At 50.6% G+C, this 14,730-nt stretch carries 17 protein-coding genes; 5 read left to right on the forward strand and 12 right to left on the reverse strand.

Annotated features, from left to right (window positions below):
- Entirely contained in the window at positions 1 to 354 is a 354-nt protein-coding gene (locus tag V4835_RS05340) for a hypothetical protein (protein ID WP_331411413.1), read from the reverse strand.
- Between the two features lie 73 nt (positions 355 to 427).
- Here V4835_RS05340 and V4835_RS05345 point away from each other — a divergent pair, with 73 nt between their 5' ends.
- Positions 428 to 574 (forward strand): hypothetical protein, encoded by a 147-nt coding sequence (locus V4835_RS05345; protein WP_331411414.1) that lies wholly within the window; start codon positions 428 to 430, stop codon positions 572 to 574.
- A 30-nt stretch (positions 575 to 604) separates the two neighbouring features.
- Here the strand turns inward: V4835_RS05345 and V4835_RS05350 are convergent, their stop codons facing one another.
- The 5 genes from V4835_RS05350 to V4835_RS05370 all read right to left on the reverse strand — a co-directional run bounded on the left by V4835_RS05350 (position 605) and on the right by V4835_RS05370 (position 5,248).
- Entirely contained in the window at positions 605 to 1,849 is a 1,245-nt protein-coding gene (locus V4835_RS05350; protein ID WP_331411415.1) for a hypothetical protein, read from the reverse strand.
- Complete coding sequence (locus tag V4835_RS05355) at positions 1,842 to 2,936, reverse strand: nucleoid-associated protein (RefSeq protein WP_331411416.1); 1,095 nt, start codon at positions 2,934 to 2,936, stop codon at positions 1,842 to 1,844. The genes V4835_RS05350 and V4835_RS05355 overlap by 8 nt, the downstream gene beginning before the upstream one ends.
- A gap of 968 nt (positions 2,937 to 3,904) precedes the next feature.
- Positions 3,905 to 4,357 (reverse strand): hypothetical protein, encoded by a 453-nt coding sequence (locus tag V4835_RS05360; protein ID WP_331411417.1) that lies wholly within the window; start codon positions 4,355 to 4,357, stop codon positions 3,905 to 3,907.
- A gap of 2 nt (positions 4,358 to 4,359) precedes the next feature.
- Positions 4,360 to 4,623 (reverse strand): hypothetical protein, encoded by a 264-nt coding sequence (locus V4835_RS05365; protein ID WP_331411418.1) that lies wholly within the window; start codon positions 4,621 to 4,623, stop codon positions 4,360 to 4,362.
- 394 nt (positions 4,624 to 5,017) lie between these two features.
- The gene (locus V4835_RS05370; RefSeq protein ID WP_331411419.1) at positions 5,018 to 5,248 is read right to left on the reverse strand and encodes a SymE family type I addiction module toxin; all 231 of its coding nucleotides are present in this window, start codon (positions 5,246 to 5,248) and stop codon (positions 5,018 to 5,020) included.
- Between the two features lie 175 nt (positions 5,249 to 5,423).
- On the opposite strand from V4835_RS05370, the gene V4835_RS05375 reads away from it, so the two are divergent.
- Complete coding sequence (locus tag V4835_RS05375) at positions 5,424 to 5,819, forward strand: nitrous oxide-stimulated promoter family protein (RefSeq protein ID WP_331411420.1); 396 nt, start codon at positions 5,424 to 5,426, stop codon at positions 5,817 to 5,819.
- Here the strand turns inward: V4835_RS05375 and flhA are convergent.
- The 6 genes from flhA to hypA form a co-directional block, all read right to left on the reverse strand.
- On the reverse strand, positions 5,816 to 7,888 hold the full coding sequence (gene flhA, locus V4835_RS05380; RefSeq protein ID WP_198886234.1) for a formate hydrogenlyase transcriptional activator FlhA: 2,073 nt from the start codon (positions 7,886 to 7,888) through the stop codon (positions 5,816 to 5,818). The two genes, V4835_RS05375 and flhA, sit on opposite strands and share 4 nt — an antisense overlap.
- Before the next feature lie 64 nt (positions 7,889 to 7,952).
- Positions 7,953 to 8,963 (reverse strand): hydrogenase expression/formation protein HypE, encoded by a 1,011-nt coding sequence (hypE, locus tag V4835_RS05385; protein ID WP_063144204.1) that lies wholly within the window; start codon positions 8,961 to 8,963, stop codon positions 7,953 to 7,955.
- On the reverse strand, positions 8,960 to 10,081 hold the full coding sequence (hypD, locus tag V4835_RS05390) for a hydrogenase formation protein HypD (protein WP_331411423.1): 1,122 nt from the start codon (positions 10,079 to 10,081) through the stop codon (positions 8,960 to 8,962). Before hypD ends, hypE begins: the two co-directional genes overlap by 4 nt.
- Before the next feature lie 2 nt (positions 10,082 to 10,083).
- Positions 10,084 to 10,356 (reverse strand): HypC/HybG/HupF family hydrogenase formation chaperone, encoded by a 273-nt coding sequence (locus tag V4835_RS05395; RefSeq protein ID WP_010434489.1) that lies wholly within the window; start codon positions 10,354 to 10,356, stop codon positions 10,084 to 10,086.
- Entirely contained in the window at positions 10,347 to 11,210 is an 864-nt protein-coding gene (hypB, locus tag V4835_RS05400; protein ID WP_331411426.1) for a hydrogenase nickel incorporation protein HypB, read from the reverse strand. The genes V4835_RS05395 and hypB overlap by 10 nt, the downstream gene beginning before the upstream one ends.
- A 3-nt stretch (positions 11,211 to 11,213) precedes the next feature.
- Entirely contained in the window at positions 11,214 to 11,564 is a 351-nt protein-coding gene (gene hypA / locus V4835_RS05405; RefSeq protein ID WP_048979273.1) for a hydrogenase maturation nickel metallochaperone HypA, read from the reverse strand.
- Positions 11,565 to 11,775: 211 nt separating this feature from the next.
- Here hypA and hycA point away from each other — a divergent pair, with 211 nt between their 5' ends.
- The 3 genes from hycA to hycC all read left to right on the forward strand — a co-directional run bounded on the left by hycA (position 11,776) and on the right by hycC (position 14,730).
- Positions 11,776 to 12,240 carry a formate hydrogenlyase regulator HycA gene (gene hycA / locus V4835_RS05410; RefSeq protein WP_029739532.1) on the forward strand — a complete coding sequence of 155 codons (465 nt, stop codon included), beginning with the start codon at positions 11,776 to 11,778 and terminating at the stop codon, positions 12,238 to 12,240.
- A 70-nt stretch (positions 12,241 to 12,310) separates the two neighbouring features.
- Positions 12,311 to 12,919, forward strand: coding sequence for a 4Fe-4S dicluster domain-containing protein (locus V4835_RS05415; RefSeq protein ID WP_023308971.1), 609 nt, complete (start codon positions 12,311 to 12,313; stop codon positions 12,917 to 12,919).
- A complete protein-coding gene (hycC, locus tag V4835_RS05420; RefSeq protein ID WP_331411428.1) occupies positions 12,916 to 14,730 on the forward strand; it encodes a formate hydrogenlyase subunit 3 in 1,815 nt (604 codons plus the stop codon). Before V4835_RS05415 ends, hycC begins: the two co-directional genes overlap by 4 nt.

Here is a 14,730-nt window from a genome sequence, read left to right on the forward strand (position 1 = left end):
CTACTTCCATAAGTCAGCAGTAATCAGGTTCATGCGAAGCTCCGAAATCTGGCGCTTCACTGCGAATAGTTCTGTTTGCGTCAGGGAGCTTCCTTTACTCTTGGTTTCAAGGTGTAGGACAAGTCTGTTTAGTTTCTGGGACATGTCAGCCAGTGATTTCCATGCTTCCATGTTTATAGCTGGAATGGCTACAGGAAGTTTATTTAGGAAAGTTAAACGAAGCCATTCACCCTTGCTTTTCTCTCCACGTTTAGCATTGAGAAGCTGTAGTTCTTCATGGTTCAGTCGAACGCTGATACAATGTGTTCTTAATAAATTTTTATGCGATTCATTTTTATTAAAAGTATTTTTCATACAAACTCCTTTCGTGTATTTAATCAAAAGCATATTCCTTATGCTTATAATATTTATATTGCAGAAGATAAAAATGTCAATGCACACGGAATTTTTTGGTGGAATGGAAATAGAATCTATTGCTGAAATGACACAACGTTTACAGGGTGTTTTGCATTATTGTTTTTTGGGTTTTGATGTTCTTTTTCAACCGAAGGGCGAAAAAGCAAGGTCAACTTGAGAAGCGTAGCTTCGATAAGTTAGCCCTTGCTTAATGAGGAAGGAAATCTTTTACTGATTGGATTATAGTTAATACTTTAGAAATTATGTCTTCTTTGAATTGATACAATACAAACATCGTCCAAACCGATACGCCGAAGAAAACTAAACCTTCCAGTATCGTTAAGGTTTTTTCAGCGCTTCTCTTTTTAATTTTAAGCTTCCCAACAGCATCTGTTGTAATCTGGTTTATTTTTTTAGTTAATGCAGCATCATTTTCATCAATGCTTTCCTTTGTAAAAAGAACCATTGTTTTATTTGATGATTCAATTATGTCTGCAAGTGAATTTCTTGCATTACGAATACCTAAAATGACAACAGCACATGTAAGAAGCATCGCTATAAAAATAAGTAAGAGACCAGAAGGTGTCCAGCCTTTAATTATGGCGGTGCTAACCAGAACGGCTGGAATTGATAAAGATTTAGTCTGATGCTCCTGAACAAGTGAGTTCAGCTTCGAGAGGAAGTCTAATTTTTGCGTTTCGACCTCATGTATTATTTTGTTTATGGAATATTTATTGATATATATTTCATAATTTATCGAAAATAAATCCCAAAGCTTTTGAGGTGATCGTAATATTGAACTAAGGAATGAAACTTTATCATTTGAATCATTGTAAAGCTCAATCAGTGATGATCTTAAAACTAACTTTCTTTCATATGAGTGTAGATCGACGCTTGTTAGTGTTGATACATCACATGGACTAATATCAATTGAATTTAGGAAGTCCTTTTCAATGTTCTTTAATGGAAGATTATAAGTCGTTATCTTCTTAGACTTACCACCCTCCATTACAAATATATAACTTGGCCATGCATTGGAGTCGTCGTATTCTACATGGTCTGATATTTTCGAAAAGATCTCACACCATTGCATATATGCTTTTGAGGAATTTGAAATGCTTTCAATTTCTTCTTGTTGCAGATTTTCTATGTAAAAGCCATCAATATTTTCTTTGTTGTTTTTTATTCTTAACCTTAAAGCTTTGAAATAGTCATCAACAGATGAATACCAGCATATATCTGTAGTTAATAATAGCGTTACTTTTGTTTGTTCTGCTCGTTTAGTTGTTTCTAATTCTAGACAGGCTATTTCTTGCAGACGAGTAATATCATCCTCTATCTTTAAATATGAGGAATTATCAAAAACCCATACATGGTATGGGTTATCAAACTCAATCTTTATAACCTCTTGCTTGACTTTAAGCAGGAGGCTAATAATTTCTTGATTATTCATTTGCAAGTTCTTTTAATCGAGCAATGATTATTGGATCATCAATTTTTTGAGTGAGTTTCACTTCATTTGTTTCGGCGTCAAAAACGATAGGTCTATTTGATCCAGGAAGACCTATCTGATGTTTTTTTACACTCATTTTCGCAATGCTGGTTTCAATATCTAACCATTCATATTGTTTTTTATCACTTGCTGAAACTTCAAATTCTTCGTTAACTTCAAAACCATTTTCATTTACGAAATCGACAAAGGTATTTTTATGCTCTGCTAAATCTACAGGGATTATTGCGTCAATTTGCGTTTGAATCTTATCTAAAGTTATAGATTGACCACGTTTGCAATTATTAAATAATTCTTGAACCTTAGATTCTATTTTTTCTCGTAAAGCACGACCAAAATCTTTTTGATGAGAAAACTCTTCTAATGCTTTAATACATTGTTCACTACTGGTTTTATTTGAAATAATATCTTCGGCACCTATTGATTCCGTAAAATATTTCCTAACATCACCAGTTCCGCGAATAAAGCAAAGGTTGTTTTTATCATCATCTTCGTCATCTTCTGATATGAACCTGGTTATATCAACTCTTGCACCCTGTAAAAACTTATCCAAATCAATAATATCGACAGGATTTAGTTGCAAGTTTTCTTTAAATCTTAATGCATCTGTATTTTTCAGCATTAAAACTAAAAGCCTTTCAAAGTCTTTATGCACATTACCTTCATCATCTTCATGTTGAAGCTGATAATGAGTAAAAACCAGGATTGCACCATTACTTGCTCTGGATTGCTTCGCTGAGATAATTAATTTCTTTTGAATAAAGTCATCTACAAAAACTTCAAATGAGGTTCGTTTCTCTAAAAAATTAGTTAACTTAGAGGGGAAAGAGCTTCCGGGATAAGGTTTTTGAAACTTAGCGTAAGACTTACTGCTTCTTTGAAATCTTGCATCTACTTTTGTTGTGAATGTGATTACCTCATCCTGATCACAGGGCCAAAGGGCACCCAGCTTGTAGGACCAATCCTTCTGCTCGTCTTCAGGAGGTGTGATTCTAACTGCTATAGCATTCAAAACTTGTAAAGAAGCCAATGTTAACTCCTAACCCATTGATATTTGTAGAGTTGTATAAGTTCATATTCTTACGTTTCATTTTACCATATTTTTGAATCTGGACAATATAGCAACTTATCATTCTATGATCTTAACCAAATTTTTATAATCGTACTCTGGATTAATACAATAATAATAATGTGAAATTATTAGCTTGCCAATTCGGTTGACTAATGATGGATTTTATTTATAAGAGATATATGTATTTCATGTTTGAGGATTGTATATGAAGTTAATTTTATATTTTTTCTTATTGTTTTTATTTGTATGTTCAAATACGCTGTCGATTCTTCTCTTTAATGAAGACGTGAATATTTTCTGGGAGTGGTTTACTTCAGCTAACCTGGCAATTACTTTAGTATTTGGTCCATTAATAGTTGCACTTTTTTTCTTTAATTACCCGAAGAAAATATAAGTATTTTCATTTCAACAGTAAATATAATAGAAATACCATTAACCCTGCTTTGGTATCTATCCTTGCTTTTTCATCACTTGGTATATGTACCCGATTTCTTTCATTTTTACTTATATGGATATTAGTTTCATCTCTATATGCTTCGACTGCATCGCAATAGGAAACGCAACATTTAATTACTGTAATGATAGCTATAAAGTATAACAGCAAAAAGATCATAATTGAGTTTATTTCAAAGCTCTTACCCAATACATCAAATATTTTTTCGTGTATTATTATATATGCAATAGCAGTGATGGATGATGAAAAATAAAGTATAAAGTCAACAACAGATTTGAGCGTTTTTTTATAGTTAGGATATGATTTGTAAGTTATAAAGATTCCGAAAAATAAAGGAAGGAATAGCAGAGTTGACTTACAGCCGAATTTAAAGATATATGATATAGACGTCAATATAACTAAGACAAGTAATAATAAAATTACTGTCAAAGTCTTTTCTTTTCTATTGTAATTGAACACATGTAGCCCTCTATTAGGAGCTTTGCCATATTTCATTTATTTTTTTGATATTTCTGTATGAAGAGTTAACACCAAAATCAGCTGGGAAAGTGTCGATAGTTTCATTAAGCATATTTCTGTATTCAGAACGCCAATCTTTATCAACTAAATATTTTTTATCTATGCAATAGCAAAGTCTGTCGAGTGAGTTTAAATAGTTTTCTTTTGTAGTCTCGAAATAATTTTCTAAAATCTCTATTTTTTCATCTATATTATTTTCATTTACATCAGAGGTTATATTAAGTAAACGAATTTCTTTTGATGTTTTGTCGAACTCTAATTTTCTAGCATTCATCTCTGTTTCTATGTCCAGAACTACTTTCAAACATTCAATTCGATGATTTTTGTTTGTATATATAACAACAATTATGGAAATGATAATAGCTAATGCACTGAAGACTAAGGACAAGATGTTATACCACGACATTTTTATTTCCCTTGCTTCTTCTTGTTGATTATTTTTTGTGCTGCTTGAGCATTTGTTAAAGTTCTCTTATTGGATTGTTCTTCAAGACCTACAACTGAATATAGAATGTAGTTATTGGCATTTTCGTCAATATCATATACATCTTGAAGCATACCAATTGTAATTATTAATTTTTCAGTTAATTTTTCTGAAGGGGTACCTTCCATTTCTTTCGAGATGACTTCTAATAATTCTTCGAGAGTGATGCTATCAGGTAGATTTTTCATGTGTAAACATCCAGTGTTATGTGTTTTACATTTAACAGTAAAATATTAGATAAAATAGACCCTTAATAACATCTCACATATTACACTAACTTTCAATGGTCTTTTTGTTGACTTTCTTGAATTATCCAAAAGTAACTTGCAAATTTTATAGTATGTAGCTCATAAGTATACCATTCATTATGGTTTATATATTTCTATTTATTTATCAATTGGTTGTATTTAAAGTTGATGTACTGCTGCATCATCGGCGTATGTGCGTCGAAATTGTCGATTGTGCTCATGGAGTTATGATGTCCATTTCTTTGAAAATAAACCGTTTTGATCGGCTCAGTGGCCGCTTGTTCCTTCTATTGTCGCATGAAAAAAAGGTACGGCGCAGAAAAATGTCGTGGCTTTACGAGCCGCCCTCCGACATTAATTCAATGATAATTTTTCCATGCTCCACGCCCACTCTGACTCTGGAATGGGTGGTAAACCCCGCCTCCTCAAGCCAGTCTCCTTTTAAGCTCAGCGCCGCATGCACGCTGTAGCGCTTCGGTATCTTGGTTTTGCGGTCTTCATGGCGCTTTCTAAAATATCCCACTGTTAAATGGCGATAGGGTTTGCCGATCGTGAACTCTTGCATAGGGTCTCCAGACAACACGGACAAAGGTCATTTCTGATGCCTGTATAAAATACCAGTGATTATCGGTCGGTGCAGGGCTAAAACTGGAATCAGGCTTCAGGAAACGAAATGCAACCGCTGAAATCCAGCGCGGAAAGGTGTATTATTAATGCACTTTATTATTCGGTAAGCCGTTATGTCCGGGAAACGTATCTCACGAGAAAAAAAGACCATCGCGAAAATGATCACGTTGTATGAAAAGCAGTGCCCGCAGGCATCTCAGGAGGAAGGGTATTATCTGGCGCTCAACGCGTATGCCAATAAGCGCCTGGATAAGTGCGTTTTCGGTGAGGACAAGCCTGCCTGCAAGCAGTGTCCGGTACACTGCTACCAGCCTGCCAGACGTGAAGAGATGAAGCAGGTTATGCGCTGGGCCGGTCCGCGTATGTTGTGGCGTCACCCCATCCTGACCGTTCGTCATCTGATTGACGACCGTCGCCCCGTACCGGAACTGCCGGAGAAGTATCGTCCGAAAAAAGAGGCCCTCACCAAAGGCGGTATCAGAGAACTACCGCCAGGCGAAACCGATTAAACCAGGCTCTCTTTATCAATCCCGAGACGCTTCATGCGCGACAGCAGGGTGGTGCGTTTTAACCCCAGGCGCTGGGCGGCACCTTTTGGCCCGGCGACCACGCCGTTGGTCTCTTTCAGCACGCGCATAATGAGCTGATATTCATCTTCTCCCTCTTTTGCTGTCTCGGCGGCAGGCGCGGTTACGTCAGGAAGCGTAACCTCAGGCAGGGAAAGTTGCAGCACGTTACCGCGCGTCAGCAGCACCGCGCGTTCGATGACGTTTTCCAGCTCGCGCACGTTGCCGGGCCATTCCATGGATGAAAGGGTACGCAACGTCTCGGCAGGGATACTGTCGATATTTCGCCCCATCCGGCGCGCGATCTTTGCGGTAAACGCTTTGACCAGCAGGGGGATATCTTCCGGGCGTTCGCGCAGCGGCGGCAGGAAGATCGGGAAGACGTTCAGGCGATAGTAAAGGTCGCTGCGAAACTCGCGGTCGGCGACCATTTTTTTCAGATCGCGGTTGGTGGCGGCAATCAGCCGCACGTCGGTCTGGATAAGCTTGTTGCTGCCCAGGCGCTCAAACTCCTGCTCCTGCAGCACGCGCAGCAGTTTCGGCTGTAGCTCCAGCGGCATATCGCCCACTTCGTCGAGGAACAGCGAGCTCTTGTCCGCCAGCTCAAAACGGCCCAGCCGCTGGCTGCTGGCCCCGGTGAAGGCGCCGCGCTCGTGGCCGAACAGATCGCTTTCCAGCAGTCCCGCGGGCATCGCGGCGCAGTTCATCTTCACCATTCGGCGGCTGTTGCGGTTGCTCAGGTTGTGGATGGCGCGGGCAATCAGCTCTTTACCCGTCCCGGTTTCGCCCAGAATCAGCACCGTGCTGTCGCTTTGCGCCACCATCTCAACCTGCTTGAGCACGCTGTACATGGCGTCGCTGCGCCCGATGATTTCACCAAACTCGCTGTCCACGTTGTTGAGCTGTTCGGTCAGGGCGAGGTTTTCGTCCACCAGCCGCTCTTTCAGTCGGTGGATCTCCTGGTAGGCGAGGGCGTTATCCAGGGCAATAGAGATACGCTCGGCGATCTGGCGCAGCAGCTTCAGGTTGGCGGTGGTGAACACGCCCTCCTCGCACTGCGCCAGCTTCAGCACGCCCAGCATGGTGTTGCCGGACATCAGCGGCAGCAGGCACAGGGTCTGAATTTTATTGCCCCAGGTGTTGAACAGCATTCGCTCGTACGGCGCGACCGGGTCCTGCTCGTTCAGGTTGAGCAGAAGGATCTCTTTGCTTTTGAAGACCCGTTCAGACAGGGTGCCCGCTTCGTCCACTTCGCTCTGCTCGTGCGCCGGGTTGGCTTCATCGAGATAATGCGTGGAGTAGATGTTCAGCTTGCCCTTGCGATGGCCGCGAAGCGCAATGCTGATGGCGTCGATTTTGAAATAGTGGTGGATCTCTTTCGAGACTTCGCTGACCAGCTCGTCCATGTCGAGCCGTGACAGCACGGCGTTGGTGATGGCGACCAGAATGCGGAAGTTGTCGCGCTCGCGGCTCAGCAGGTCGTAATCGACATTATTGGTGACGCGGCTTTGGATCTGCTCCGCGACGACGGCCACAATCTGGGTAAAGGTGTGCAGGCGCTCGTATTCCGCCTCGCTCCAGGGCTGGTCGGTCGTGCGGATAAACTCGCAGCCGCCAAAAATCTGGCCCTCTGCCGCCAGCGGCAACATGCAGTAATGCCCGAAAGGCTGATAGAGGTTGCTTTCCGCAAGCCTCGGCCACGCCTGGCGGAATTCCGCAAAGCTGCAGTGCAGCACTTCAGGACGGGAGAGTATGCGGCGCACCGGGCCATGCGCCAGATACGTTTCGTCTTCGTATTCAAACGTTTTGCCATTGTCACGCGTTGAGTAGTAGCTCGCGCGGTGCGTTCCGCTATGCCAGAGCACAATCGCGGCGCTGTCCGCCAGCGCCGATTGCCTGACCAGCCGCGTCAGGGCATCGCTCAGCGCACCGAGGTCGGGCTGCTGTAAAAGTGTGCGCGTGATGTCAAACAGGCCCTGCTGTCCAAGATCGCTCATCGGTGTATACGGCATATTGCTTTCCAATAGAAACTGGCAAAAAAAGAGACATTCAGTGCTGACCGCTTTTGGCGCGGTTCTAGCAAATACGGGGTAAGGGTTCCGCGTGCGGCAGATCCAACGTCCGCTTCACGCCATAAAGCCCGGTCAGGCGCACCCCTTTGCGCTCGACGACTTCGCCGATGATTGCCGCGTCTTTCCCTAAGGGATGCGCTCGCAGTTGTGCAAGTACGGCCTCCGCGGCCGAACGTTCAACGCCAATCACCAGCTTGCCTTCGTTAGCAAAGTTTAGCGGGTCGAGGCCCAATAGCTCGCACAGCCCGCGAACGGCAGGCTTAACGGGCAGGCTGCGCTCGGTCAGTTCGATCCCGTACCCGCAGCTTGCCGCAAACTCATGGACTACGGCGTTTACGCCGCCTCGCGTGGCGTCCCGCAGGGCTTTCACGCCGGGCACGGCACGCAGCGTCTGAATCAGCGGGGTGAGCACCGCGCAGTCGCTGCGCAGCTCCCCGTCCAGCCCCAGGCCTTCGCGCAGGTTAAGGATGGTCGCCCCGTGGCAGCCCAGCGTGCCGGTCACGATCAGCACGTCGCCCACGCTAAGCTGCTGCGCGCCCCAGTGAATATCGGCGGGGATCGCCCCCATGCCGGCGGTGTTGATGAACAGCTTGTCGGCCGCGCCGCGCTGCACCACTTTGGTATCGCCGGTGACGATAGCCATTCCCGCCTCGCGCGCGGTCTGCGCCATGCTGTTGACCACTGTCGTGAGCGTCTCCATCGGTAACCCCTCTTCGAGGATAAACCCGCAGGAGAGATAGCGCGGAACGGCACCGCTGACCGCCACGTCGTTGGCCGTGCCGCAGACGGCGAGCTTGCCGATATCGCCGCCCGGGAAGAACAGCGGGTCAATCACGTAGCTGTCGGTGGAGAAGGCCAGCCTGTCGCCCTGCGCGGTGAGGGTGGCGAGGTCAATGCGCGCCTGGTCTTCCTGCTCGGCGAGCCAGGGGTTGTTGAAGGCTTCCATAAACAGCCGGTTAATCAGCTGCTGCATCGCCTGTCCGCCGCTGCCGTGCGCCATTTCAACCGTATTCATGCTTCACTCTCCTGGTTGCGATACTGATACCACGCGGCACACGCCCCTTCGGAGGAGACCATCAGCGCGCCAAACGCCGTTTGCGGGTTACAGGTATTGCCAAATAACGGGCATTGATGAGGTTTGCATTTACCGGTGAGCACGTCGCCGCAGCGGGCCCGGGGATCGTCGCAAACCTGCTGCGGCTGCGGGCGGAAATGCGCTTCGGCGTCGAACGCGCGATAGGCTGACGTCAGATGCACGCCGGATTCGGCAATCAGCCCCAGACCACGCCATTCGCTGTCGCCTTCGACGCTAAACACGTCGGCTATCGCCTGCTGCGCCCGTTGATTTCCCGCATCCGGCACCACGCGGCGGTACTGGTTTTCCACGGTACTCAGGGCCGCTATTTTCTGCTCAACCAGCATGGTCACACCTTGCAGTAGATCAAGTGGTTCGAAACCAGCGACCACTAACGGACGATTGTACTGTTCAGCGATAAAACCGTAGGCGTCTGTGCCAATCACCATGCTGACATGCCCCGGTGCCAGAAAGGCGTCTATCCCGTTTTCCGGCTCTTCCAGCAGGCTGCGCAGCGTGGGGATGAGCGTAATGTGCTGGCAGAAAAAGAAAAAGTTATCGACGTTGCGCGCTTTCGCCTGCTGCAGGGTGATGGCGGTGGCGGGCATGGTGGTTTCAAACCCCAGGCCAAAAAACACCACCTTGCGCGCGGGGTTATTCTCTGCCAGCGTCAGGGCATCCATCGGCGAATAGACGATCCGGATGTCGGTTCCGCGCGCTTTTGCCTGCAGCAGCGAGCCGTTTTTCCCCGGCACGCGCATCGCGTCGCCAAAGGTGCAGAAAATGACGTCGGGCTGGCTGGCAATTTCGATGCAGCTGTCGATGCGCCCCATCGGCAGAACGCAGACCGGGCAGCCGGGGCCGTGGATAAACTCGATGTTCTCCGGCAGCAGCTGGTCGAGGCCAAATTTGAAGATGGCGTGCGTGTGTCCGCCGCACACCTCCATGATCCGCAGCGGTTTTTCCGCCGTGTAGTCCAGCAGCGACGCGCGCGTTTTCAGGTGCCCGATAAGCTGCAGCACCTGCTCCGGCGCGCGGTATTCATCAACGTAACGCATGGCTAACGCTCCTCGCCGTACAGCAGCGCGCCCACGTCAGGCTCCACGTCGAACATGTTTTGCAGGGCATCCAGCGTGTCGCGGGCTTCCGCTTCGTTAATCACGCTCATGGCAAACCCCACGTGAACCAGCACCCACTGGCCGAGACGCGAGGCGCCCGTTTCATCGCTGCTGCCCACCAGCGTCAGGTCTACGTCGCGCAGGATGCCGCAGACCTCGACTTTGGCCTGATTACCGTCGATGGTGTGAATTTGTCCGGGGACGCCTATGCACATCGTTCGTTCTCCAGCCACTGTAGCCAGCCGTCCATGCCGTCACCGCGCGTGGCGGAGACCAGCAGGATCTCAATCTCCGGATTCACTTCACGGGCATATGCCAGGCACTTATCCACGTCGAAAGTCAGGTACGGCAGCAGGTCAACTTTGTTCAGCAGCATGATGGAGGCGGCGGCAAACATATGCGGGTATTTCAGCGGTTTGTCTTCGCCTTCGGTCACCGAAAGCACCGCCACCTTGTGTCGTTCGCCAAGATCGAAGCTCGCCGGGCAGACCAGGTTGCCGACGTTTTCAATAAACAGAATGCCGTTATCCGCCAGCGGCAGGCGCGGGGCGGCATCGGCAATCATCTGTGCATCCAGATGGCAGCCCTTGCCGGTATTAACCTGAATCGCCGGGGTGCCGGTTTCGCGAATGCGCGCCGCGTCGTTCACGGTTTGCTGATCGCCTTCGATCACCGCGCAGGAGACGCGTCCGTTCAGGCGCTTGAGCGTTTCCGTGAGCAGCGTGGTTTTGCCGGAGCCGGGGCTGGAGACCAGGTTTAGCACCAGCTGTTTGCGGGTGGCAAAGCGCGCGCGGTTGCGGGCGGCGATCTGGTTATTTTTGTCCAGCACGTTGATCTCTACTTCCAGCATCTGGCGCTGGCTGATGCCCGGCGCGTGGGTACCCGCCTCCCCGTGGCCGTAGTGCAGGTCGCCAGCATCGGAGCGCTGCGGAGCGAAGGTGATGCCGGTCAGTGCCGCAGAAGGGCGTGGGGCAGGTGAAAAGGGCGCGGAGCGAAACGCGGAATGGGGGTGATGTTCATCCCCTTCTATATACAGGTTGCCTTCGGCGCAACCGCAGGTGCTACACATACTTTACTCCTTCTCGATTTCGAGGCGTTGGATCTGCATGCCGTCATCCGCCACGATGCGAAGACCGGTGCTCTGACACTGCGGACAGCGCTGAACCTTTGATGACAGTAGGGTGACGTACTGCTGGCACTGCTCGCACCAGCACTCCGCCTGCTGCTCTTCAATATGGAGCTCGCAGCCTTCCGCCAGCGTGCCGCGACACACCAGCTCAAAACAGAAATGCAGGGCGCTGGTCTCGACGCAGGAAAACGCTCCGACCTTCAGCCAGACGCCGGTGACGCGCTTCGCGTGGTTTTGCACTGCCTGCTGTTCGATAAGTTCCAGAGCCCGCTGGCAGAGGGTGATTTCGTGCATGACGCCTCCTCAATGAATTGCGCCATTGAATGCAATAACGGTGCCATCTTGATTTTTGTTAAGGCGTGACGATGTCAACGCTGTCGAAATGACACGTCGACACTGCGGCGTTGACAGCGGTTTTGTAATTAAATCCATTTAAAATCATAAAGATAAAAACTGGCATGGAATCTGCTTAACAGCCGCTATCTCCATTAAACGGATACCTTCTATGACTATTTGGGAAATCAGCGAAAAAGCGGATTACATCGCGCAGCGTCATCAGCAGCTGCAGGACCAGTGGCACCTCTACTGCAACTCTCTGGTTCAGGGCATAACCCTCTCGAAAGCACGCCTTCACCACGCGATGAGCTGCGCGGCGCAGGGCGACATGCGCTTCGTCCTGTTCGGCCATTTCACGATCAACGTTACCCTGGCGGACAACTTCAACAGCCACACCATTGAGTACCACCTCGAGACAAAAGACGGCGAAAAACAGTGTATTGCGAAGGCGCAGCTGATGGCCGATGGCATGGTGGACGGCCACGTCAGCAACCGCGATCGCCAACAGGTGCTGGAGCACTATCTGGAAAAAATCGCGCCGGTCTATAACGGCCTGTACGCCGCCGTTGAACACGATCTCCCGGTCAACCTGAAGCAGCTGATGGACGGAAATGCCTCAGCGAACGTGGCCTGACCCTTGCGTGTCGAGAAGTGTCGACAAGACAGTTTTTCGTCAAAAATGACTATCACCAGAGGATAACCCGGTGAACCGTTTTGTAATTGCTGACTCGACGGTCTGCATTGGCTGTCGAACCTGTGAGGCGGCGTGTTCGGAAACGCATCGCCTGCATGGGCTGCAGTCCATGCCGCGCCTGCACGTCATGCGTAATGAAAAAGAGTCTGCCCCGCAGCTCTGCCACCACTGTGAAGATGCCCCCTGCGCGGGCGTCTGCCCTGTGAATGCCATCACCCGCGTTGATGGCGCTGTCCAGCTGAACGAAAGCCTGTGCGTAAGCTGCAAGCTGTGCGGCATTGCCTGCCCGTTCGGCGCGATTGAATTTTCCGGCAGCCGTCCGCTGCACATTCCGGCGAACGCCAACTCGCCAAAAGCCCCGCCCGCGCCGCCGGCGCCTGCTCGCGTAAGCACGCTGCTGGACTGGGTGCCCGGCATCCGTGCCGTTGCGGTGAAATGCGACCTGTGCAGCTTCGACGAGCAGGGCCCGGCCTGCGTACGCACCTGCCCGACTAAGGCGTTGATTCTGGTTAACATTCGCGACATCGCCCGTACCAGCAAGCGTAAACGCGAGCTGACCATCAACAGTGATTTTGGCGACCTTTCTCTGCTACAGGCGCTTAACGAGGGGGCGAAATGAACGCGGCGATGATGATTACCAGCGCGGTAGCCTGCTTTGCTGCCGCCGCTGTTCTGGCGCTGATCTTCTCATTCCATAAAACCCTCAGCGGCGCGATCGCCGGGATCGGCGGGGCGGTAGCTAGCCTGATGACGCTGGCAGCAGGCGGCGTTGTCCTGCTCGGCGGCCAGTCCGTAGAGGCCGTGATGCCGCTGATTCGCCACACCGTGGAGATCACGCCGCTGAACGCCATCTGGCTGGTGACCTTTGGCCTGTGCGGGGTGTTTATCAGCCTGTTCAATATCGACTGGCACCGTCACCCCAACACCAAAGCCAACGGCCTGCTGGTTAACCTGCTGATGGCGACGGCGGTCTGCACCGTTATCGCCAGCAACCTCGGCGCGCTGGTGGTGATGGCGGAAATCATGGCGCTGTGCGGCGTGTTCCTGACGGGCTGCAGCGCCTCCGGCAAGCTGTGGTTTGCGCTGGGACGCCTCGGGACGCTGCTGCTTGCGCTGGCCTGCTGGCTGGTGTGGCAACGCTTTGGCACGCTGGATTTCTCTGCGCTCAACGGGCATCCGCTGGGGAATGACGTCTGGCTGCTGGGCGTTATCGGCTTTGGCCTGCTCGCCGGGATTATCCCGCTGCACGGCTGGGTGCCGCAGGCGCATGCGAATGCCTCCGCGCCCGCCGCCGCGCTGTTTTCTGTGGTGGTGATGAAGGTGGGTCTGTTCGGGATTCTGGCGATTACGCTGACCGGCGGACAACCGCCGCTGTGGTGGGGCATCGTGCTGCTGGTCGCCGGAATGATTACCGCGTTCGTCGGCGGCCTGTACGCGCTGATGGAGCACAATATCCAGCGTCTTCTGGCGTACCACACGCTGGAAAATATCGGCATCATCCTGCTCGGTATTGGCGCGGGCGTGACCGGGCTGGCGCTCAATCATCCGGCGCTGATAGCGGCCGGTTTTATCGGCGGCCTGTATCATCTCGTCAACCACAGCCTGTTTAAAAGCACCCTGTTCCTCGGCGCGGGCAGCGTCTGGTTCCGCACCGGTCATCGGGATATCGAAAAGCTGGGCGGGATTGGCAAAAAGATGCCGGTGATTTCACTGGCGATGCTGGTCGGGCTGATGGCAATGGCCGCGCTGCCGCCGCTGAACGGCTTTGCCGGGGAGTGGGTGATCTACCAGTCCTTCTTCGCGCTCGGTCAGAGCGATGTCTTCATCGCGCGTTTGCTTGGCCCGCTGCTGGCGGTCGGGCTGGCGATTACCGGGGCGCTGGCGGTGATGTGCATGGCGAAAGTCTACGGCGTGACCTTCCTCGGCGCGCCGCGCACCCGCGAAGCGGAAAACGCCTGCTGCGCACCGGTACTGATGTGTGCCAGCGTGGTCGCGCTGGCGCTGTGCTGCATCGCGGGCGGCGTCGCCGCACCGTGGCTGCTGCCGCTGCTGGGCAACGCCATTCCGCTGCCGCTGACCGTGGCGAATACCACCGTCTCTCAGCCCATGATTACGCTGCTGTTGATTGGCGCACCGCTGCTGCCGCTCGTCCTGATGCTGGTCTTCAAACGCGACAGGCTCACCTCCCGCTCGCGCGGTGCGGCGTGGGCCTGCGGCTACGAACATGAACAGTCGATGGTCATCACCGCCCACGGTTTCGCCATGCCGGTGAAGGAGAACTTCGCTGCCGTGCTGAAGCTGCGCCACTGGCTGAACCCGGTAGGCTGGGTGCCCGGCTGGCAGAGTGCCGCCGCGCCCGCGCTGTTCCGCCGTCTGGCGGTCATCGAGCTGGCGGTGCTGGTGGTCATTGTGATTTCACGAGGAGCCTGA

The organism is Enterobacter cloacae complex sp. CARB60, assembly GCF_036487345.1.
Lineage (GTDB): Bacteria > Pseudomonadota > Gammaproteobacteria > Enterobacterales > Enterobacteriaceae > Enterobacter > Enterobacter asburiae_D.

Excerpts from the sequence above, each read along its gene's own strand:
- hypE (WP_063144204.1), bottom strand. The coding sequence starts at position 8,963 with ATGAATACGGTTGAAATGGCGCACGGCAGCGGCGGACAGGCGATGCAG.
- V4835_RS05345 (WP_331411414.1), top strand. The coding sequence starts at position 428 with ATGTCAATGCACACGGAATTTTTTGGTGGAATGGAAATAGAATCTATT.
- V4835_RS05360 (WP_331411417.1), bottom strand. The coding sequence starts at position 4,357 with ATGTCGTGGTATAACATCTTGTCCTTAGTCTTCAGTGCATTAGCTATT.
- hypD (WP_331411423.1), bottom strand. The coding sequence starts at position 10,081 with ATGCGTTACGTTGATGAATACCGCGCGCCGGAGCAGGTGCTGCAGCTT.
- V4835_RS05395 (WP_010434489.1), bottom strand. The coding sequence starts at position 10,356 with ATGTGCATAGGCGTCCCCGGACAAATTCACACCATCGACGGTAATCAG.
- V4835_RS05370 (WP_331411419.1), bottom strand. The coding sequence starts at position 5,248 with ATGCAAGAGTTCACGATCGGCAAACCCTATCGCCATTTAACAGTGGGA.
- V4835_RS05340 (WP_331411413.1), bottom strand. The coding sequence starts at position 354 with ATGAAAAATACTTTTAATAAAAATGAATCGCATAAAAATTTATTAAGA.
- V4835_RS05365 (WP_331411418.1), bottom strand. The coding sequence starts at position 4,623 with ATGAAAAATCTACCTGATAGCATCACTCTCGAAGAATTATTAGAAGTC.
- hypA (WP_048979273.1), bottom strand. The coding sequence starts at position 11,564 with ATGCACGAAATCACCCTCTGCCAGCGGGCTCTGGAACTTATCGAACAG.
- hycC (WP_331411428.1), top strand. The coding sequence starts at position 12,916 with ATGAACGCGGCGATGATGATTACCAGCGCGGTAGCCTGCTTTGCTGCC.
- hypB (WP_331411426.1), bottom strand. The coding sequence starts at position 11,210 with ATGTGTAGCACCTGCGGTTGCGCCGAAGGCAACCTGTATATAGAAGGG.
- flhA (WP_198886234.1), bottom strand. The coding sequence starts at position 7,888 with ATGCCGTATACACCGATGAGCGATCTTGGACAGCAGGGCCTGTTTGAC.
- hycA (WP_029739532.1), top strand. The coding sequence starts at position 11,776 with ATGACTATTTGGGAAATCAGCGAAAAAGCGGATTACATCGCGCAGCGT.
- V4835_RS05350 (WP_331411415.1), bottom strand. The coding sequence starts at position 1,849 with ATGAATAATCAAGAAATTATTAGCCTCCTGCTTAAAGTCAAGCAAGAG.
- V4835_RS05375 (WP_331411420.1), top strand. The coding sequence starts at position 5,424 with ATGTCCGGGAAACGTATCTCACGAGAAAAAAAGACCATCGCGAAAATG.